At 50.6% G+C, this 20,430-nt stretch carries 17 protein-coding genes and 1 tRNA gene; 9 read left to right on the top strand and 9 right to left on the bottom strand.

Going from position 1 to position 20,430, the window contains the following annotated elements; genetic code table 11:
- Positions 1-222 precede the first annotated feature (222 nt).
- Positions 223-1,137, bottom strand: a complete 915-nt coding sequence (locus tag H8K43_RS01165; RefSeq protein ID WP_186902153.1) for a LysR family transcriptional regulator — start codon at positions 1,135-1,137, stop codon at positions 223-225.
- A gap of 234 nt (positions 1,138-1,371) precedes the next feature.
- On the opposite strand from H8K43_RS01165, the gene H8K43_RS01160 reads away from it, so the two are divergent.
- A complete protein-coding gene (locus H8K43_RS01160; protein WP_222610922.1) occupies positions 1,372-3,336 on the top strand; it encodes an alkyl/aryl-sulfatase in 1,965 nt (654 codons plus the stop codon).
- Between the two features lie 311 nt (positions 3,337-3,647).
- Here H8K43_RS01160 and H8K43_RS01155 read toward each other — a convergent pair.
- The 8 genes from H8K43_RS01155 to H8K43_RS01120 form a co-directional block, all read right to left on the bottom strand.
- Positions 3,648-3,737 (bottom strand) — tRNA-Ser (locus tag H8K43_RS01155).
- Between the two features lie 48 nt (positions 3,738-3,785).
- Positions 3,786-5,792: a putative bifunctional diguanylate cyclase/phosphodiesterase gene (locus H8K43_RS01150; RefSeq protein ID WP_186902152.1), complete on the bottom strand. Its 2,007-nt coding sequence runs from the start codon at positions 5,790-5,792 to the stop codon at positions 3,786-3,788.
- Position 5,793: 1 nt separating this feature from the next.
- Positions 5,794-6,984, bottom strand: coding sequence for an HDOD domain-containing protein (locus H8K43_RS01145; RefSeq protein WP_186902151.1), 1,191 nt, complete (start codon positions 6,982-6,984; stop codon positions 5,794-5,796).
- A gap of 154 nt (positions 6,985-7,138) precedes the next feature.
- Positions 7,139-8,389 (bottom strand): radical SAM family heme chaperone HemW, encoded by a 1,251-nt coding sequence (gene hemW, locus H8K43_RS01140; RefSeq protein WP_186902150.1) that lies wholly within the window; start codon positions 8,387-8,389, stop codon positions 7,139-7,141.
- Positions 8,386-8,970, bottom strand: coding sequence for an RdgB/HAM1 family non-canonical purine NTP pyrophosphatase (gene rdgB, locus H8K43_RS01135; RefSeq protein ID WP_186902149.1), 585 nt, complete (start codon positions 8,968-8,970; stop codon positions 8,386-8,388). Before rdgB ends, hemW begins: the two co-directional genes overlap by 4 nt.
- Positions 8,971-9,068: 98 nt before the next feature.
- Positions 9,069-9,806 carry a ribonuclease PH gene (rph, locus tag H8K43_RS01130; RefSeq protein WP_186902148.1) on the bottom strand — a complete coding sequence of 246 codons (738 nt, stop codon included), beginning with the start codon at positions 9,804-9,806 and terminating at the stop codon, positions 9,069-9,071.
- A gap of 3 nt (positions 9,807-9,809) precedes the next feature.
- On the bottom strand, positions 9,810-10,751 hold the full coding sequence (locus H8K43_RS01125) for a PP2C family protein-serine/threonine phosphatase (RefSeq protein ID WP_162018478.1): 942 nt from the start codon (positions 10,749-10,751) through the stop codon (positions 9,810-9,812).
- A gap of 53 nt (positions 10,752-10,804) precedes the next feature.
- Entirely contained in the window at positions 10,805-11,815 is a 1,011-nt protein-coding gene (locus H8K43_RS01120) for a serine/threonine protein kinase (RefSeq protein ID WP_162018477.1), read from the bottom strand.
- 153 nt (positions 11,816-11,968) lie between these two features.
- Here H8K43_RS01120 and H8K43_RS01115 point away from each other — a divergent pair, with 153 nt between their 5' ends.
- From H8K43_RS01115 to H8K43_RS18850, 8 genes are all read left to right on the top strand, one after another.
- Positions 11,969-12,886 carry a YicC family protein gene (locus tag H8K43_RS01115; RefSeq protein ID WP_186902511.1) on the top strand — a complete coding sequence of 306 codons (918 nt, stop codon included), beginning with the start codon at positions 11,969-11,971 and terminating at the stop codon, positions 12,884-12,886.
- 120 nt (positions 12,887-13,006) lie between these two features.
- Positions 13,007-13,651 (top strand): guanylate kinase, encoded by a 645-nt coding sequence (gene gmk / locus H8K43_RS01110; protein ID WP_162018476.1) that lies wholly within the window; start codon positions 13,007-13,009, stop codon positions 13,649-13,651.
- 30 nt (positions 13,652-13,681) lie between these two features.
- Complete coding sequence (rpoZ, locus tag H8K43_RS01105; RefSeq protein ID WP_162018475.1) at positions 13,682-13,885, top strand: DNA-directed RNA polymerase subunit omega; 204 nt, start codon at positions 13,682-13,684, stop codon at positions 13,883-13,885.
- A 52-nt stretch (positions 13,886-13,937) separates the two neighbouring features.
- Positions 13,938-16,238 carry a RelA/SpoT family protein gene (locus H8K43_RS01100; protein WP_186902147.1) on the top strand — a complete coding sequence of 767 codons (2,301 nt, stop codon included), beginning with the start codon at positions 13,938-13,940 and terminating at the stop codon, positions 16,236-16,238.
- A gap of 111 nt (positions 16,239-16,349) precedes the next feature.
- Positions 16,350-17,474 carry a GTP 3',8-cyclase MoaA gene (moaA, locus tag H8K43_RS01095; protein WP_186902146.1) on the top strand — a complete coding sequence of 375 codons (1,125 nt, stop codon included), beginning with the start codon at positions 16,350-16,352 and terminating at the stop codon, positions 17,472-17,474.
- Positions 17,475-17,550: 76 nt separating this feature from the next.
- Positions 17,551-18,174, top strand: coding sequence for a molybdenum cofactor guanylyltransferase MobA (mobA, locus tag H8K43_RS01090; protein ID WP_186902145.1), 624 nt, complete (start codon positions 17,551-17,553; stop codon positions 18,172-18,174).
- Positions 18,164-19,465, top strand: a complete 1,302-nt coding sequence (moeA, locus tag H8K43_RS01085; protein ID WP_230403608.1) for a molybdopterin molybdotransferase MoeA — start codon at positions 18,164-18,166, stop codon at positions 19,463-19,465. Before mobA ends, moeA begins: the two co-directional genes overlap by 11 nt.
- Before the next feature lie 61 nt (positions 19,466-19,526).
- On the top strand, positions 19,527-20,372 hold the full coding sequence (locus tag H8K43_RS18850) for a peptidylprolyl isomerase (RefSeq protein WP_222610921.1): 846 nt from the start codon (positions 19,527-19,529) through the stop codon (positions 20,370-20,372).
- Positions 20,373-20,430 lie beyond the last annotated feature (58 nt).

Raw genomic sequence — 20,430 nt, 5'->3', positions numbered from 1 at the left:
AAAAGTTGATTTTTGTTAATTGGTTGGAATTTCAACAGAGTTGACAATTTGCCTCACAAAGAATACTGGACAGAAAACAAAGCGTGATGCTTGCGCATGCATCCCGCTTCACGTCGTACAGTTAAACGACCCGGCTACTGCGATTTATTTAACATGCTGACGAGCGGCGCATTGAATGCTAAGACCGACAATACGCTCCCTAGGCGCGCATTCCGGGATGATCTACTCCAATACCACCAACTCCAGGGCAATGTCCTTTAAGCGTTGAATGACCAAGGTAGCAAACGGGGAGTGACTGCGCCCTGCAAGCGATACAATGCCTACCTCTGAATACAGGACTGGTGCATCGCGCAATTGGATGGCGCGTAATTGGCTGTTCTGCAGCTCATCGCTGACGGCAGCGGCTATCGCCGCCAGTACGGTATCCGACCACAGCACTGTGCGCTTGAGAATCGCGACGTCATCACATTCCAATGCAAGCGGAAGCTGTGCCGGATCAGCAATGCCTAATAGCCTGGCAAGCTGTTCACGTATTGACTGCGGCAATCTGACACTGGCAATTCCATATTCCCGGATCTGCGCTGCCGTGATTGTTTTTGAGCCAGCAAGCGGGTGTTGGGCCCGCACATAAAATCCGCCGGGTTGTTGGGTGAATCGCCGTATTTCCAAGTCTTTTTCCGCTGGCAAATCACGGATGTCCGCAATAAAAAAGTCCAGCTCTTCAGCCCGTAAATGTTGTGTCAGATAGGCCCAATTATTCACTTCAACACGCAAGCGCACCTCAGGATGATGTTGTCGTAATTCCGGTATCAACCTGGGTAGCATAGTCGCTGCAGGAAACGGTCCGCTGCCAAAAGCCAGCTCCCCGATTTGTTTTTGTCGAAACAAATCCATATCACGATCAAGACAACGGCTGTCGAATAACAATTTACGGGCGCGCTCAATCACAAACTCACCGGCACGTGTAGTACTGACGTCTGTCGTGCCACGGTCGAACAGGCGCACACCAAATTCGTTTTCTGCTGCCTGTATGCTGCGGCTCAATGCGGATTGCGATAAATGGACGCGCTGTGCAGCACGGATGAAGTTGCGTTCATCGGCCAGTGCAATCAGGTGTCGCAGTCGTTTTAATTCCATGAGTTCCGTCCATCAGGCTATGCATTGAATGCATTGATCTTATCTTAAATTTGCATTGGACTGCATAAGGAACTCGCTCCTACACTTAGCAGCATGGTTTCACCGCTTTACTTCGGTTTTATTTTTTTGCTTTTTTTATCCATACCGAAAATTATTTTGCCCGGCTATCTGATCGTCTCTGTCATGGCCTTATCAAATCCATAAATCCATTGATCTTTTCCTTTAGGAGTCACCATGCGTCAGCTTGCTTCCTCTAGCCTTATCGTCAGTGCCTGTATGTTGTTGGCTGCGTGTGGAAAACCGGTTCCGGCCGACAGCAACGGCGAGGTCAGCGCAACCACGATCAAAGCGAATGCTGACATGGCAGCCAGTCTCGCGCTCGATGATCAGCAAGACTTTGAGGATGCTAAGCGGGGCTGGATTGCACGTCCCACCGGCAAAATTACAAACACGGCTGGCGATGTACTGGTTGATTTTGATGCGTTTCGCTTCGTCGATGGCCCGGCACCGGCTACGGTCAATCCCAGTCTGTGGCGACATGCCAGGCTGAATGCGCAAATCGGCTTGTTTAAAGTTACCGATGGAATTTACCAGCTACGCGGCTTCGATATTGCCAATATGACGCTGATTGAAGGTAAAACCGGGTTTATCGTCGTCGATCCGCTGACTGCCAAAGAAAGCGCGGCAGCTGCGATTGCTTTCGCTCGCGAGCATCTGGGCAATAAGCCCGTATCTGCGGTGATTTTCACGCACAGCCATGCTGACCATTTTGGAGGCGTGCTGGGGGTAGTGAGTTCCGAAGATGCCTTGGCAAGAAAAATCCCTGTGATTGCGCCTGACGGTTTTATGGAAGAAGCCACCAGCGAAAATATTCTGGTCGGCACCGCAATGGCACGTCGTTCAGCTTACCAGTTTGGGAAAGACTTAGCACGCTCAGTCAAAGGCAATGTCGATACCGGACTTGGCAAAGGCGTTGTCTACGGCAGCATAGGCATACTCGCGCCAACTCAGCAGATCACGCAGGCAAGCCAGGAACTCAGCATCGATGGTTTACGCTTCGTTTTTTATAATGTGCCCGGGGCGGAGGCGCCAGCAGAATTGACGTTTTTACTTCCGGAAAAGAAGGCCTATGCCGGCGCCGAAATTCTCGCGCAAACCATGCATAACCTGCTGCCTATCCGCGGTGCAAAGGTGCGCGACGCCCAGCATTGGTCTGCCTATCTCGATCAGGCGCTGGAACACAGTGCCAGTGCAGAGGTGTATTTTGGCCAGCATAACTGGCCGGTCTGGGGGCATGCCCGCATTGCTGAGTTCATTAGCAAACAACGTGACAGCTATCAATACATGCATGATCAAACCGTTCGCCTGATGAATGCCGGACTGACACCATATGAGATCGCCGATCAGATCAAATTGCCAAAGACACTGGCCAATTTTTTTGCAGCACGTGGCTATTACGGCGACCTGCGCCACAATGTCAAAGCGATCTATCAGTTTTACCTCGGCGCTTACGATGGCAACCCGGCACACCTGAACCCGCTCGCACCGCAAGACTCGGCCAAACGTATTATTGAACTCGCTGGCGGTGCAGACAAGGCGCTCGCCAATGCGCAGGCAGCTTACGATAAGGGGGATTATCGTTGGGTGGCAGAACTCTTGAATCATCTGGTATTTGCCGATAGCGGCAATCAGGCAGCGAAAGAACTGCTGGCAAAAACCTATGAACAAATGGGCTATGCAGCAGAATCGGCAACCTGGCGTAACAGCTATCTGACTGCCGTCGACGAGTTAAGAAATGGCCCGCCGAAAAAGGGCATTAACCGTGCATTTCTGATCGATATGCTGGCGCAGACGCCGACAGAAAAATTTCTGGAAGCGATGGCAGCCAGTTTGAATGGCGAGTCTGCTGAAAACAAAAATTTGAAAATCAATCTGGTGCTCAGCGATAGTAAAGAGTCGTATGTATTGTGGATAGAAAATGCCGTGCTACATCACAAGCGGGCAGTAGCGGCAAAGGATGCCAATGCCACACTCACATTAACCAAGCCGCTGTTTTTAAAGATGATGACCAATACCGCAGGCGTGAAAGATACCTTGCTGAGTGAGGATCTGCGTGTCGATGGCAGTCGCATTGACCTGGTTCGCTTTTTTAGTCTGATCGATAAAGCACCGGGGACATTTGCAATCGTGACCAAATAAGCACGAGCGAAATATTTAAAAATATACGCTCAATTTTTGTGTTTTCGATGTGCATGAAATACACGTCACTGAAGTTATCAGAGACAGGTATTTGTCACAAAATCGGATTGAACTGATTTTATAATAAACTGGGAAGTCATCACAAAGTAGCTAGCTTGCTATCGCTTCAGGAATAAGCCAGCCAGGCAAGAGTAAGCAAAATTGCTCAAATATTTTGAAGAGTAATGCGATTTGATGGCATACCAAATGGTATAACTAAGCTAGCAAAAACAAAAAAGCCCTTGATTTACAAGGGCTTTTTCAAAATTTTTTGGCGGAAGGTGTGAGATTCGAACTCACGAAGGCTTTAACACCTCGCCAGTTTTCAAGACTGGTGCATTCAACCGCTCTGCCAACCTTCCAAGCCTTTTATTATATCCTGCCGGGATCACATTGACAAGATCTGTGCTTCATTTACCTAAATACAGGCTTGCGATTTTTTCGGCACTGACTGGTTGTGACAGTAAATAACCCTGCGCCTGGTTGCAGCCGGCCTCTCCTAAAAATTCAAATTGCTCTATGGTCTCGACCCCCTCGGCGACAACCTCTAAGTTAAGTTGATGTGCCATCACGATAATGGCGCTGGCAATGGCACAATCATTGCTATCAGATGGAATACCATGTACAAACGACTGATCGATTTTTAGGGTAGCAACAGGAAAGCGTTTCAGATACGAAAGGCTGGAATAGCCGGTCCCAAAATCATCTAAAGCCAGGCCTATACCAAGCGCGACCAGCTGGTTCATAATCCGTATCACCTCCTCTGCGCCTTGCATCAGCATGCTTTCCGTGATTTCCAGTTGCAACCATTGAGGCGCAATGCCGTACACTTTTAGCGCTGTCGCGACTTTTCCGGGCAGCGCATCGCTGAACTCACGTGCAGAAACATTGACGCCAATCAGGAATGGCGCTATCCCGGCATCCTGCCAAATGCGTGCCTGCCTGCAAGCGGAATGCAGCACCCAATTTCCCAATTCAATAATGAGGCCAGTATCTTCCGCTATCTGTATGAAGTCAGCAGGCGAGACCATGCCGCGTTCCGGGTGCTGCCAGCGTACCAGGGCTTCTACGGACAGGAATTCACCGGTTGCGATGGCGAATTTGGGCTGGTATAGCAAGAAAAACTGTTGCAATTCCAGTGCTTTACGTAAATCAGTCTCCAGGTACAGACGATCTGCAACATGGGCATTCATTTCCTGATTGTAGTAAGCGTAGTCACCCGAAAACACGGAAGCATCGCGCTTCACTTTGTACATGGCGATATCAGCGCACTGTAACAAAGCATCAGCATTGATGCCATCATCAGGGAACATGGCGATACCCACGCTGGCACCGATACCAAGATCGAAGCTATCGACCAGAAATGGCGCATCCAGGCTGCCCAGCAATTTTTCCACCACCAGACCCACATGCGTCTGACTCGCGATATCAGCAATGGCAATCGCAAACTCATCGCTGCCCAGGCGTGCCACGATATCTTCGTCCCGCAACACCTGGCGAAAACGTTGTGCCACCTGCTGCAGCAATGCATTCCCTATTTCATGGCCCAACGTATCATTGACCGCTTTAAAGCGGTTTAAATCAACAAATAACACTGCGCAACGCTGATGCTTACGCTGTGCCAGTTGTAAGCGCTGATCGACCAGTTTTTTAAAAAAGATACGGTTTGGCAGATTGGTCAACGGATCAAAATAGGCGAGGTGATTTAATTGCTCTTCTGTTTGTTTTCGCTGCGTGATATCACGCAGATAACCGACCAACGCAATTGGGGAACCATTTTTATCTTTTAAGGTATTCAGTGTGAGGCTGGCCCAGAATACTTCTCCCGATTTCTTTTTACGCCTGACTTCCATGGTGCTGCCGCCATGTTCCAGAAAATGATCGTAACGGATGTCATCTTCCCGGCCTTCCTGGTCGTATAAAAAAATGATGTTTTTACCCAGTGCCTCTTGTGCACTGTAACCGAATAAATTTTCAGCACCGCGATTCCAGCTCAGGATAAAGCCAGCCAGATCCATCGTGATCACGGAGTCGTGTAAATGGTCGAGTATCTGCGTGTGCAGCAACTGGCAGTTGTGCCACTTATTTTTTTGTTCCAGCAGTTCTTTTCTGGTCGCCAGCAGACGGGCTGTGAGCGCGGTCAGCACATGCAATTTTTTGAGGTCCGCTTCACTGTATTTTCCATAACGACCCGAGAGCAAATAAAAACACTCGGGCGTGACAGGACTACAGACATGGTGATCTTCATTCACCGCATTGAGTTCTGGATTGCCCAAAACAAACTGAATCTGTGCATCTGAAAAAAGTCCCGTGGTCACCCGATTAATGCCAGCCTCCAGCTCATCATCTGGCAAGATCAGTACCACCTCATTCAAGGTGATCGCAACAGTCAGATCCTCAACAGATGGGGATGTCATGCTACATATCCTTACATACCTGATTAACCCATGCAAATGCATGCGTCACACTCAACAAATAGTCATCTTCAGACAATGCCAATTCGGTAAGCATACCGCGTAATGTGGGTTGATAGTACCTGTCGGCCATTTCTGTCAGTTGCAAGCAACGCCCCAACGGCCCGCTACGCTGCAATAATGCTGCAATGTAATCTTCTTGCAGATTTAGTGGCTGCAGGACTTCCGCTAATGTACTGGCGAATAAAGTGTCCAGCAAAGAAAACATACCAACCATAAATGCGCCGTCGGACATATCCCGATTGAAACCCATACGCAGAGCCAAGGCCTCCATCATTGCCGCGCGAAATGCAGCACGCGCCATCAGTGGATTGAGCGCCCCCCCCTGATCAGATTGTTTGGCATACAGCAAAAGCTGTAGCCAGCGCTGCAATTGCCTGCGTCCGAGCAAATTGATCGCCTGTCCGAAATTACTGACTTTAACGGTTTGTGCAAATGCAGCCGAACTGACCAGCCGGAACAGTAAATAGGACAAATTGGCATCTTGTTTAAACAAGTCTTCCAATTCCTTAGAGTCGGCATCACGTGCGACCAAACCCAGCAACTTGAGCAAACGGGTTTTAGCAGAGCCGTCGGCTGTGCTATTGTTCTTTGCCGGGTGAAACGCATAGTCGCCAGAAAACAGCTTAAACCCTGTTGCCACCGCCTGTTCAAGCACAGCAGCTGTATCAACGTTTTTCGCCCAATGCTGACCTTGAGGCAGGCGCAGCATCCACAGCTTAGCGGAGAACGGCACGCCCGCCTGGCCGTCGATCACGATATCTTTGGTATCGCTCCAGGCCAGATCTGAGACGGACTGAAAGTCATCGGTATAGATACGGAATCCTGAACGCGCAAAATGTTTAAGGCGGGTTTGCAATTCCTGCTCCTGACATACCTGCTCAGGAATACACAACATGATTTTGTTTGCCGGAAGGCGCTGATGCAGATCAGTCGGCAATTGATTCAAGTCGCGGACATACACCATCCAGTTTAGTGTCGGTAATTGTTCAAATAGTTCCAGTTGCTTCCAATGCTGCAAGGCTGCAATCGCTGCATCCTGATCCAAAGCTGCTAAATCAGGACTTAGCGCAAGCAGTTGCTGCTGCTGATTAAATACGGGTAGAAATGTGGTGATTACCGTGGATTGCGTCATAAATAAAGCTACTTCTGTTTAGCTTGTTTTAGCTTTTGTTTAGGCTTAGCTAATGATTATTACTATGGTCAAAGCGGCCAGGGCCGCTAAATACCGCTCTGGACCGCCGCTACACCTGAAGACTGGCAGCGCGTGGTCGCTTCATATTTTAAGCTTAGGGGAGAAAGAGTTCCTGCAGATCATTCAGGAATAACTTACCTTTTTCAGTCGGCATAATCAATGCATGATCGCGGTATATCAAGCCTTTTGCCTCTGCTTGTTGCAGTTCTTTTTCTATGCGGTTTAACAACAAGCCTGTGCGTTCCTGAAATAATGAAACAGGAAAACCGGCTTGCAAGCGCAGTGCGTTGAGCATGAATTCAAACGGCAAATCACTGACGGCGATTTCATTTGCTTCCTGCGCCGGATTGCCCGCACGGACTGCATCCATATAAGCTTTAGGCTGTTTATATCTGGCCTGGCGCACTACACGGTGAGGAAATGACAGCTTACTGTGCGCACCTGCACCTATGCCCAGATAGTCACCGAAATTCCAGTAATTCAGATTATGCCTGGACTCATGTCCTGGCAATGCATAGGCGGACACTTCATAATTGCGGTAGCCCGCGCTTTCCATGCGCGCATGTATCTGTTCCTGCATTTCTGCACTGCTGTCTTCATCTGGCAAAGCTGGCGGAAATTTAGCAAAGTACGTGTTTGGCTCCATCGTCAGGTGATACAAAGACAAGTGACGCGGCGCAAACGACAGCGCGGTTTCCAGATCCTGTGCCGACTCCGCCAAAGTTTGTGACGGCAAAGCAAACATCAGATCCAGATTGAAATTATCAAAGTAGCTGCCAGCGATATCTATCGCCTTCCTGGCTTCATCCCCATTGTGGATGCGGCCCAGGGCCTGCAGATGGCCAGAATGAAAACTTTGTATGCCTATCGACAGACGATTAATGCCACTGGCGCGGAAAGACTTAAACTTTTCGGTTTCAAAGGTGCCCGGATTGGCTTCCAGCGTGATCTCTGCATCGGCATCCAGCGGCAGTAAAGTGCGGATATCCGATAATAAGCGATCGACCCCGGCTGCCGACATCAGGCTGGGGGTGCCACCGCCGATAAACACTGTATGGATACGGCGTCCCCAGATCATGGGCAAGGACATCTCCAGATCGGTACGCAGCGCCTGCAGATAGGCTTGCTCATCGAAGCTGCCTTTTACTTCATGCGAATTAAAGTCGCAATAAGGGCACTTTCTGACACACCAGGGGAAATGCACATACAGGGATAATGGCGGAAGTGCCGTCAGGTGCAATGCGCCCGGTGTCAGGTATTGGGCAAAAACATCCTGAGGGATATCGGACAGTTCAGCACTTTTCTTAGGCGCAGAAGCTGGTCCGACTGGTTTAATTGGAATCATTTTAACTTTTCAAACAAACTGCGTAAGGCCTGACCGCGATGCGATAAGCGGTTTTTTTGCTCTGGCGATAATTCGGCTACAGTTTGCTGCAACTCTGGAATCAAAAAGTGAGGATCATAACCGAAACCCGCATCACCGCGTGGCTCAGCCAGCAAACTGCCATGCCAGGCACCATCTGCAATCACCGGTTGTGGATCGTCTGCACTGCGCACATACACCAGAACACAGTAATAATAAGCCGAGTGATCAGTGTGATTTTGCAAGTCACTCATCAGTTTCTGATTATTGCGCGCATCAGATTTTGGTTCACCTGCATAACGTGCAGACAGTACGCCGGGTGCGCCACCCAATGCGGGCACACAGATACCGGAATCGTCTGCCAAGGCGGGTAAGCCAGTCATTGCAGCAGCATGTCTGGCTTTTCTGAGTGCATTTTCGACGAAAGTAAAAAAGGGCTCATCCGTTTCCGGTACCGCCAATGCCGCTTGCGGCAGCAACTCTATGCCCAGTGGAGCCAGGATTTGATGAAACTCTTTGAGTTTGCCCTGATTGTTAGAGGCTAACACGATCTTTTTACTCATACTATCTGCTCTGATTTGCTATGCATTTACTTCATTTACTTTATATAACGCGAGTGTGACACCGTCATTATCGCGTTTACTATGCGATTTCGCGGCTATCAGGCGTCTAACAGACCCAGCACTTGCTTTTGCAGCGCAATCAGATCAGAAATGCCACTCTCAGCCAATTCCAGTAAGGTATTCATGGTCTGGCGATCAAATGCAGCGCCTTCTGCTGTGCCCTGCACTTCAATGAAGCTGCCCGCATCGGTCATGACCACATTCATATCGGTATCGCAATCAGAATCTTCCGGATAATCCAGATCCAGCACAGGAATGCCACGATACACACCGACAGAAATCGCTGCCACGAAATGCTTCAGCGGTACCGCCGGAATCAAGCCTTGCGCTACCAGCGTAGACATCGCATCGTAGGCGGCGACCATAGCGCCGGAAATCGCTGCTGTGCGGGTGCCTCCATCGGCCTGAATCACGTCGCAATCAATATGCAGGGTGCGCTCACCGAAGGCTTCCAGGTCGAACGCTGCGCGCAGGGAGCGGCCAATCAGACGTTGGATTTCCTGGGTACGGCCAGACTGTTTGCCTTTAGCAGCCTCGCGATCCATGCGCGTGTGGGTGGAGCGTGGCAACATACCGTACTCTGCCGTCAGCCAGCCCTGCCCTTTACCCTTCAGAAAACCAGGTACTTTGTTTTCTATACTCGCCGTACAAATAACGCGGGTATCACCGAATTCGATCAGCACCGAACCTTCTGCATGACGGGTGAAATGACGGCTGATGACGACAGGACGCAGGGCGTCGGCGGCACGCCCGCTGGGACGGAAATTGGTAGACATAAATTAAGGTTTGTTCGTGATTTTGGAAGATTTATGAATCGCATTGCGTATCTCTGCAATCGCTTTTTCTATCTCCGCATCGTTAAAAATATCCTGCTCGCCATGTTCTTTGACCAGCTCAGGATCTATCGGTGCCTGTATCGTGGTCGTGACCGAGCCTATCGGCAAGGTATTGGTCGAGATGACGGAAGTATCATCCAGTCTGTCATCGCCTTCCCACATTAAGGCCAGCGCCGTGGTGTTATCACTGTGCTTGCCAGCGATGCTGACAGCGGAACGGATCAGTTCAGGGATAGCGCGTACTATGGTGTGCTCATGCAGGCGCTGAGCCAGCAGATGATCGGGCAGCATAGACCAGAAGCCATCCGAGCACAGCAAGATCAGGTCGCCAGGCTGCAGCACAGCTCTGCGCGACAGTTCAACGATAGGTGAATTCGGCGCACCGAGGCAGTTAAACAATTTATTGCGGTCAGGATGACTATGGCGCTCAGCCGGATCAACCTTGCCCTGCGCGATCAGGGTCTCCAGTCTGGAATGATCTTTGGTGCGCAACAGGATCTGCCCCTGACGCAACCAGTACAGACGTGAATCGCCGCAATGTGCCCAGTAGGCGTAACCATTCTGTATCAGACAGGCGACGATGGTGGTGCGTGGCGTTTCAGGCAGATTATTCATGATGCGGTAGCGATGAATTTCCTGATGCGCGGCCAGGAAACTATCTTCCAGAAAACGTTCAGGGCGACCTATCATAGGCTGCGCCTGTTGCTGGAATAAACTGCCTATGGTCTGCATCGCGATGGCTGCCGCCATTTCACCCATGATGTGACCACCCATGCCATCTGCAAGCAAAAGCAGGATCGCATCACGGGTAAAGCTGTAACCCATGCGATCCTGATTGACCTTGCGGCCGCCTATATGACTTTCTTGATAAACGGAAAAGCGCATGTAGATTAAGGTTTAAAAATGTAAGTAAAAAACAGCCAATAAGGATGACGACATTAATTCAGGGTACTTTCCTGTATCGTCGTGTGATCGCTGTCATCTTTTTTCTTTTTCTTGCCGAAAAGTCCGGCAATTTTCAGTCTGGCCTTATCCAGTAAGCCCGGCTCAGGTTGCGGCTGCGCCTTCATCGCCAATGCTTTTTGCAACGCAAATACACTTTGCGGGCGCTCCAGAGGATCCAGCTTCAGGCACCAGCGCACTACCTCGATTAACTCCGGCGAATACATACCTTCCAGCTTACGGTAATGCGATTCCATTTTGTCATTCGTCTTGCGCTGATCCGCTGGCTGTGGCGGCGCGCCTATCATGCAGGCAAAAATCGAAGCGCCGATACTGTAAATATCGGTCCAGGGTCCGAGGTTGCCATTCTTCTGATACAGCTCAGGCCCGGCAAATCCAGGTGTATACATCGGATACAACTTAGGTATATCAGTCTTCAGGGTTTGCCTTGCTGCGCCAAAGTCCAACAAGATCGGCGTCCCATCCAGGCGCAGATAAATATTGGCTGGTTTCAAATCCAGATGCAGCAGCTTATTCGTATGTACCTCACGCAAACCATTCATCACCTGATTAAACATGCGGCGGATAAAGCGCTCGGACACCAGCGGTTTTTCACCCTTATCACGGCGCCGTAAAATATGTTCCTGCAAGGAGCGGCCAGACTCATAAGCCATCACCATATACACAGTCTCATTGGCACGGAAGAAATTGACCACGCTGACCACATTCGGGTGCGAGATACGTGCCAGTGCACGCCCTTCTTCAAAAAAACATTTCAAACCGATGCGATAAATAGGTAAATTTTCATTTGAAATCGCAGGCACCAGTTCGCCCTGCTGTCTTAAAGCAAGCGAGCTGGGCAGATATTCTTTGATTGCGACAGCATTACCATCTTCATCAGACGCGAGATATACAATACTGAAGCCGCCGGAGGCGATTTTCTTTACAATGCGGTATCCGGCAATTTCCAAGCCATCGGGCAGTGGGGCATTATTTTGTGCAGCCATTGATCATCCAATCCTGTTTACAGCAGCGATTGTGTTGACTATTGCGGGTTTTGTAAAGAATATCCTGCTTTAGAACAACTAGCAGCGGCAACTGAAAACTTATTTCCAGTGAGCAATAAATTAAGAAGAGGAAAAAATTTGAGCATTTACAGCATGACTGGCTACGCGACCAGCACACAGGAAACTGAAGCAGGAACTATCACAATTGAAATAAAAAGCGTTAATTCACGCTTTTTAGACCTGCAATTCCGTATAAATGACGAGTTCCGTGCACTGGAGAGCCATTTCAGAGAAGCCATTTCCAAACGGATTACACGCGGAAAAGTAGAGTGTCGCTTCAGCTTTGGAAAAAAAACAACCGATACGCAGCAAAAATCGCTGAATTCTGGCGTTTTACAACAGCTGGAAGAATTTCAGGCGGCAATCAGCGCCCGCTTTCCGAATGCGAGTGCGTTAACCAGCGCAGAGATATTACGTTGGCCCGGCGTCATCGAAGAGTCTGAAATCAATGCTGAACATTTACAAGCTGCGATCCAAGCCACGATGCAGCAAACGCTGGATGCCTTTGTTGTGAGCCGTGAGCGTGAAGGTGCAGCATTGGGTCAGGTATTGCTGAGCAAAATCACGGCGATGGAAGAAATCGTCACGCGGATTACGCCACTGATGCCGCAGATTTTGCAGCAATTCCAGCAAAAAGCGACAGCACGGCTGGAAGAAGCACTGGGCCTTGCCGGTGCAAATTCTGGCAATTCCGCCAGTCAGGCCAGTACGACCCAGACCATTACACGCGAAGAGGCACTGGACCGCATCCGTCAGGAAGTCACCGTGTATGGCATCCGTGTCGATGTGGCCGAAGAATTAGCACGTTTATCAGCCCACCTGACTGAGACCCGACACTTGTTGAAAAAAGGTGGCCAGCTGGGTAAACGCCTTGATTTCATGATGCAGGAACTTAATCGCGAAGCCAATACGCTGGGCTCTAAGGCCGCACTCAAGGAATTGGCCGATGCCTCTATGGATTTAAAATTGTTGATAGAACAGATGCGGGAACAAGTGCAGAACCTTGAATAAGCACGGGCATTTGCTTATACTCCCGCCACATTTTTTAACGCCTGCTGCCCTGCCCTGACCGTCACTTATTCAAGTACAGTATGCGCCGGGCGGCAAGCCTCATCCTAGCAGAGAGCACACATGCTACCCACCACTTCTACCGCAGGCAGTTTATTTATCGTCGCTGCCCCGTCTGGCGCGGGAAAATCCACCCTGGTCAATGCCTTGCTAGCGCAAGAGCCACAAATCAAGCTATCCATTTCGTTCACCACCAGACAGCCACGTCCGGGCGAACAGGATGGTCGCGAGTACCACTTCACGACGGCAGAGGACTTCCTGGAAAGAAAAGCACGTGGCGAATTCCTGGAATCAGCCGAGGTGCATGGCAATTACTACGGCACGTCACGCATACTGATAGAACAGCAAATGCGCGCCGGCACTGACGTATTGCTGGAGATAGACTGGCAAGGTGCTCAACAGGTACGCAAACAATTTCCGGGTGCAGTTGGTATTTTCATATTGCCACCATCGATTCCGGCGCTTGAAGAAAGACTGAAAAAGCGCGGCCAGGATGAACCACATGTGATCACACGCCGGATTTTGGCGGCAGGCGGTGAAATGGCGCACTCTCCTGAGTTCGAATATGTTATTATCAATCAGGACTTTGCCACTGCTTTGTCTGAACTGGTTGCGATCGTTAAAGCGACACGTTGCCGTTTCACGCAGCAAGCAGCCCGCAACATTGAGCTTTTTGCTCAGCTTGGCATTCATGCCAACCCCAACTAATTCCAGTACCTACCGCATTAAGGAAATACCATGGCACGTATCACCATTGAAGATTCTTTGAAACAGATTCCTAACCGCTTTCAGTTAACCCTGTGCGCAACCTATCGTGCACGTCAGCTGCTGCAAGGCCATACACCGAAAGTGGAATCCAAGGACAAGCCTACTGTTGTAGCGCTGCGCGAAATCGCTCAAGGTAAAGTCGGCATCGAAATGCTGAAAAAAGTTCCTGTGTAAGTCGCAGCACCTGCACTGACCGCTTTACACGAATTCGGCCGGGAGTAACAGAATGAACATTAATGATATTAATTCATCTCTGCTTACCATCCCGGCCGAATCCATTTCCGTTCCGCCTTCAGAAAATCTTCGTCCGTTGCAAGATAAAAAAAATATCGCGGCATCTAATGATGCGTCTGCCAAACCGACCGAACCCACACATACCGGCGTCGCTTCGACCAGTGCCTTAAGTGCACGGCTGTCGGAATACATGTCCGCAGCTGACTTAAAGCAGGTCAAGGAAGCCTATCGCTTTTCTGACGAAATGCATCTGGGTCAGGTCAGAAAATCCGGTGAGCCCTATATTTCCCATCCTATCGCAGTGGCTGAAATCTGCGCTGAATGGAAGCTGGATGTGCAAGCCATTATGGCTGCCCTGCTGCATGATGTGATGGAAGATCAGGATGTTCAAAAAGAAGAACTGATAGAACGCTTCGGCGCACCGGTGGCGACTCTGGTCGATGGTCTGTCCAAACTGGAAAAAATCGAGTTTCAAAGCCAGATTGAAGCACAGGCGGAAAATTTCCGCAAAATGCTGCTGGCGATGGCACGCGACGTACGCGTGATCCTGGTCAAACTGGCAGACCGTTTGCACAATATGCGTACCCTGGGCGTGATGTCGCCTGAGAAGAAGCGCAGGATTTCACGCGAAACCATGGACGTATATGTGCCGATCGCGCACCGTCTTGGTCTCAATAATATTTACCGCGAACTGCAGGATCTGGCGTTCTCGCATTTGTATCCCATGCGTTACCGCACGCTGTCCAAAGCAGTCAAGGCTGCGCGCGGCAACCGGCGTGAAGTGGTTAACAAGATTCTGGATGCGGTAAATGACGCGCTGAAAACAGCGGAGCTGCAGGCAGAAGTGTATGGTCGTGAAAAAACCCTGTACGGCATCTACCGGAAAATGCATGACAAACATCTGTCATTTTCTCAGGTGCTGGATGTGTATGGTTTCCGTATCGTCGTCAAAGACTTCCGCGAAAGCTATTACGCGCTGGGCACCCTGCATGCGCTGTACAAGCCTATGCCAGGCAAATTTAAGGACTATATCGCCATCCCGAAAACGAATGGCTATCAATCCCTGCATACCACATTGATCGGCCCTTACGGCACGCCAGTGGAGTTCCAGATCCGTACCCAGGAAATGCACAGAGTGGCAGAATCCGGCGTGGCAGCGCACTGGCTGTATAAAAATGATGAAGGCAGCCTGACCGATCTGCAGCAACGCACCCATGCCTGGCTGCAGTCTTTGCTCGATATTCAGAAACAAACCGGGGATTCGGCTGAATTCCTGGAGCATGTCAAGGTCGATCTATTTCCTGACTCGGTTTATGTATTTACGCCTAAGTCGAAAATCATCGCTTTGCCGCGTGGCGCCACCGCACTCGATTTTGCGTACAACATTCATACTGACATTGGTGATCAGGCGATTGCTACCCGCATCAACCATGAGCCGGTACCACTGCGTTCTGAATTGAAAAACGGTGATATCGTCGAGATCATTACTTCACCGAATTCCCGTCCTACGCCGAACTGGCTGACGTATGTGCGTACCGGTAAAGCGCGTTCGGCAATACGCCACTATCTACGCACCATCAATCTGAATGAGTCGACCGAACTGGGACGCCAGTTGCTGGCTCAGGCCCTGGTTGCTGTGCATCTGAATCCAGACCTGCCGGCCAGCCTGATCGATAAGCTGCTCAATGAGTCCAGCGCGAAATCGATGGAAGAGATTTATACCGATATCGGCATAGGAAAACGCATGGCGGCGCTGGTTGCGCGCCACATCCTTGATCTGGTTGAAGATGACTCGCCGAATATTCCTTTCCAACAGTTTGGCGAACGCTCTGGCTATCGCCATGCGCCCGTGATCATTTACGGCAGTGAAGGTCTGTCTGTACAACTGGCACCCTGCTGCCTGCCGATACCGGGAGACGGCATTGTTGGTCAATTGAAACGGGATCAGGGTTTAGTGGTGCATACCGATGATTGCGAGCATGCCAAACGCCTGCATGCCAAAGAACCGGATCGCTGGATCGATGTCACCTGGGGCGAAGAACTGAATCGTCGCTTCGATACCAGAATCGCGGTCACGATCAAAAACGAACGTGGTGCACTGGCCCGAATCGCTGCTGAAATCGGTGAAGCCGATGTCAATATCAGCCACGTCAATATGGAAGATGGCGATGCCAACGATATGACGCATATTCACTTCACGATACAGGTGGACAGCCGCGCGCATCTTGCCAAAATCATGCGCAGCATCAAACACCTCAACGGTGTACATCGTATTTTACGTGAGCGTGGCTAATGGCGATGCGTTACACAGACCTGTTGTTCGCCGCACGCACTATGGGCTGCGCTGCTGCTTCGCGCTGAACGCAGCCGCAGCGCCCTCCTCGCTACCGGATCACCGCAGTTTATGACGGAAAAATTTATCCCTATCACTGATGTCCGGCATCAGGCCGCCCCGCTGCCAACTGCAGAGCTGGAGCAGACTGTCACTGGACAACTGCTGGATAGCTTGCAACGTCCTTTACGCGATTTGCGGATTTCAGTCACTGACCGCTGCAATTTCCGCTGCGTCTATTGCATGCCCAAGGAAATTTTCGATCAAAATTACCGCTATCTGCCACATGCGGATTTGCTGAGTTTTGAAGAGATCACCCGGCTTGCGCGTATTTTTGTCGCACATGGCGTAAAAAAAATCCGCCTCACTGGTGGCGAACCTTTACTCCGAAAAAATATAGAGCAACTGATCAGTATGCTGTCCGGCCTGCGTACTCAGGATGGCTCACCCATTGATCTGAGTCTGACCACGAATGGATCGCTGCTGGCAAAGAAAGCCGTCAGCCTTAAGAATGCAGGCTTAGGCCGGGTCACAGTTTCACTCGATGCGATCAGCGATGAGATATTCAAGCGTATGAACGACGTTGATTACAGCGTGGATCAGGTATTGGCTGGTATCGCTGCGGCAGAAGCGGCAGGACTGGGGCCGGTTAAAGTGAATATGGTGGTGAAGGCCGGTATCAATGACAGCCAGATTGTTCCTATGGCGGAGTATTTCAAACACTCTGCGCATATCCTGCGCTTCATCGAATACATGGATGTCGGCGCATCAAACGGCTGGCGTATGGGCGAGGTAGTCACTGCGGATCAGATACTGCAACGCTTGCAACAGGCAGGAATGCTATTGACCGCGCTCGATGCCAATTATGCGGGCGAGACCGCGAGACGCTGGAAGCATCAGCAATACGCGGGTGAAATCGGCATCATATCGAGTGTGACGCAAGCCTTTTGCGGCGATTGTTCCCGCATACGCTTATCGACTGAGGGGCAGTTGTACACTTGCCTGTTTGCGACCCGTGGCTATGACCTGCGCCCACTGTTACGCGCAGCCAGAGTCAGCAGCGACCAGGAACTCGCTAACGGTATAGCTGGCGTCTGGCAACAGCGCGACGACCGCTACTCGGAGCTCAGAAGTTCTGGTCTGTCAACGCCGACTTCTGCCGATAAAAAGATAGAAATGTCTTATATAGGCGGCTGAAACCCGACTGCCTGACAGTCCAATATCCACCAGCACTGTCCAGTATGCCCCGCTTCATTATTCCAGGAGACCGACTATGCAGCCCTCGCCTGACTATCCGTTACACTCCGTAACTGGCTTGCTGCTGGCGGGTGGGCGCGGATCGCGCTTGGGAAATTGCGATAAAGGCTTGCATCTGTTTCGCGGTCGCCCGCTGGCAGCCTGGGTATGCGAACGGCTGCAGCCACAAGTGGCGACTGTACTCATTAACGCGAACCGGAATCTGGATCAGTATGCGCAGTTTGGCCATGCCGTCTGCAGCGATCAGATTAGCGGCTTTGCCGGGCCACTGGCAGGACTGCATGCAGGCTTACTGCAAGCAGACACAGAATTTGTACTCAGCGTAGCTTGTGACTCGCCTTTCATCCCGCTGGACCTTGCTGCACGCTTATATGCGACACTGTCGGCGCAAGCTGCAGATATTGCGATTGCTGCCACCCGTGAGTCCGGCAAAACCGCATTGCAGCCGCAACCGGTATTTGCGCTGGTACGCAAGCACTTGGCAGCTGATTTAAGCCTGTATCTGGAGAGTGGGCAAAGTAAAGCCAGACTATGGATGGAACGGCACCGTCTGGCGCTGAGCTATTTTCCTGAGACGCGGGCCTTCACCAATATTAATACCGAGCATGAATTAATCCTTGCTGAAAAATATGATGCATAGCGGCCCCCATCCAGTCCATACCTCCTCCTGCGCCTCAAGTGTCAAGGCTGACGAGACAGCGCTGCACAGCCTGAATGAGGCAAAGGAAAAAATCGCCAGTCTGAGCAGACGCAAATCTGCCCATGAAACATTAGCGCTGACGGCCGCCTTAGGCAGAGTGTTAGCGCAAGATCTGATTTCGCCGATAGACGTACCTGCGCATGATAATGCGGCGATGGATGGCTATGCGTTTGCATCATCCGCAGCCAGCGCCACAGATGAAACCACACTCAGGATTATCGGTTCTGCCCTGGCTGGTGCGCCGTTTCACGGACAGGTCAATAATGGGGAATGCATACGGATCATGACTGGCGCAGTGATGCCCAGCGGCTGCGACAGTGTGATCCCATATGAGCAGCTGTCACTACAGACCGACACGCATATCACTCTGCCTGTTCATGTCGGTCATCCTGGCGCACATCGGCGTCTGCGCGGTGAAGATTTACAGTGTGGCTGTATCGCACTTAAAAAAGGACGCATACTTACACCGGCGGATCTGGGTTTACTGGCCTCACTGGGACTCACAGAAATAAGAGTAGAAACCCGATTACGCGTCGCTTTCTTTTCTACCGGTGATGAAATTCTCGCTCAAGGTGAAGCGAGTGAGCATGGCTGCGTGTATGACAGTAACCGCTACACCCTGCTCGGCATGCTGAACCGGCTGGACTGTATCGCAATCGATTTGGGCATCATCCCGGATGATGCGGCACAGCTGGAATCTGCCTTTCGTGCCGCGTGTCAGCAAGCCGATGTGATCATTACTTCAGGCGGCGTATCGCAAGGCAGTGCCGATCTGACCCGGCTCACCATGAGCAAGCTCGGTGATATCGCCTTCTGGCAAATTGCTATGCGGCCGGGCCGCCCTATGGCTTTCGGCAAGATACACGATGACACGCAATCTGCGCTGTTGTTCGGGCTACCTGGCAACCCGGTTGCTGTGATGACCAGTTTCTACTTTCTGGTACGCCCTGCTCTGCTGAAAATGATGGGAGCTGAGCTGACTGAACCCTTGCTGATTCCGGCTGTGACGACGACTCAACTGGATAAAAAATCGGGCAGAACAGAATTTCAGCGTGGAATTTTGAAAAGAAATTTACGCGGCCAGTTAGAAGTTTCCGTCACAGGTACACAAGGTTCGGGTATATTGCGCTCTATGTCTGAAGCGAATTGCATGATCGTTTTACATCATCATCAGGATCAGGTCCAGGCTGGTGAAGTGGTTGATGTCGCCCTATTCGAAGGGCTGATTTAATCACCCCCTCAGGTTCCAGCTAAGGGCAGTTTTATTATTCATTTATTTTATGGAGATCAGATTGAAAGCAACAACATGGGTATTCGCCACATTGGCATCCTTAGGTTTATTGAGCGCCTGTGGCGGGAAAAGCAGTTCGACACCGACTGTGCTGGCAACAGTCAGCAGCGTCAGCATAGATCAGGTTGCGTACCGCAAAACTGCCACCATCAAGGTGCAAGGTCAGAATCTCGATAAAGGCATTACCGTATCAAGCACCGGCTGTGCTGCTGTCTCAGAATCAGCTGGCGGCACCGCCACGCAACGCACTTTCACCTGCAAAATCATTACTGTAGGCAGTGTTACCACGAGTGTGGTTAACGCCAATAATGTATTGGCCTATCAGGCGACCATGACGTCTGTGCTGACTGCGCAGCCTCAGGTAACACTGGGTACGTCCATGGGAAATATCGTGATTGAGCTCAATCCTGGCAAGGCACCGGTATCGGTCGATAACTTCCTCAATTATGTGGAAAGCGGCTTTTATGTCAGTAAAATTTTCCACCGTGTAGAAAAAGATCTGGTGATACAAGGTGGTGGTTATACTAAAGACCTGCAACTGGCCAGCACATCGGCAGCCATCGTGCTGGAATCCAAAAATGGTCTGAGCAATGTACGTGGCACGATAGGAATGGCACGCACCAGCGATCTGAATTCTGCCACTTCCCAGTTTTACTTTAATGTAAAAGATAACAGCGCAGCCTTTGATTACTCAGCAACAAACTCAGGCTATGCAGTTTTCGGTAAGATTATTACCGGGATAGAAATCATGGATGCAATCCGTGCTGTTCCGGTTTCTACCCAGGGTGGCTTAAGCAATGTGCCAGTGACTCCTGTGCTGATTACCTCTGCCGCGCAAACGCAGTAATGCGTGCTTAATTCAGTTTTAGTATTGGCCCATACCGGGCTGTCATCCAAGGAGAATC

The organism is Cognatundibacterium curvum (assembly GCF_014284235.1).
GTDB lineage: Bacteria > Pseudomonadota > Gammaproteobacteria > Burkholderiales > Burkholderiaceae_D > Undibacterium > Undibacterium curvum.
Note: the sequence above shows the minus strand (reverse complement) of the source record. Positions and strands in the feature narration are given on the sequence as shown.

Bases quoted from the DNA above. Each gene is read 5' to 3' on its own strand.
- hemW (WP_186902150.1), bottom strand. From the start codon at position 8,389: ATGATTCCAATTAAACCAGTCGGACCAGCTTCTGCGCCTAAGAAAAGT.
- moaA (WP_186902146.1), top strand. From the start codon at position 16,350: ATGACGGAAAAATTTATCCCTATCACTGATGTCCGGCATCAGGCCGCC.
- H8K43_RS01125 (WP_162018478.1), bottom strand. From the start codon at position 10,751: ATGCGCTTTTCCGTTTATCAAGAAAGTCATATAGGCGGCCGCAAGGTC.
- H8K43_RS01120 (WP_162018477.1), bottom strand. From the start codon at position 11,815: ATGGCTGCACAAAATAATGCCCCACTGCCCGATGGCTTGGAAATTGCC.
- H8K43_RS01115 (WP_186902511.1), top strand. From the start codon at position 11,969: ATGACTGGCTACGCGACCAGCACACAGGAAACTGAAGCAGGAACTATC.
- H8K43_RS01145 (WP_186902151.1), bottom strand. From the start codon at position 6,984: ATGACGCAATCCACGGTAATCACCACATTTCTACCCGTATTTAATCAG.
- rph (WP_186902148.1), bottom strand. From the start codon at position 9,806: ATGTCTACCAATTTCCGTCCCAGCGGGCGTGCCGCCGACGCCCTGCGT.
- gmk (WP_162018476.1), top strand. From the start codon at position 13,007: ATGCTACCCACCACTTCTACCGCAGGCAGTTTATTTATCGTCGCTGCC.
- H8K43_RS01100 (WP_186902147.1), top strand. From the start codon at position 13,938: ATGAACATTAATGATATTAATTCATCTCTGCTTACCATCCCGGCCGAA.
- rdgB (WP_186902149.1), bottom strand. From the start codon at position 8,970: ATGAGTAAAAAGATCGTGTTAGCCTCTAACAATCAGGGCAAACTCAAA.
- mobA (WP_186902145.1), top strand. From the start codon at position 17,551: ATGCAGCCCTCGCCTGACTATCCGTTACACTCCGTAACTGGCTTGCTG.
- moeA (WP_230403608.1), top strand. From the start codon at position 18,164: ATGATGCATAGCGGCCCCCATCCAGTCCATACCTCCTCCTGCGCCTCA.
- H8K43_RS01160 (WP_222610922.1), top strand. From the start codon at position 1,372: ATGCGTCAGCTTGCTTCCTCTAGCCTTATCGTCAGTGCCTGTATGTTG.
- H8K43_RS01150 (WP_186902152.1), bottom strand. From the start codon at position 5,792: ATGACATCCCCATCTGTTGAGGATCTGACTGTTGCGATCACCTTGAAT.
- H8K43_RS01165 (WP_186902153.1), bottom strand. From the start codon at position 1,137: ATGGAATTAAAACGACTGCGACACCTGATTGCACTGGCCGATGAACGC.
- rpoZ (WP_162018475.1), top strand. From the start codon at position 13,682: ATGGCACGTATCACCATTGAAGATTCTTTGAAACAGATTCCTAACCGC.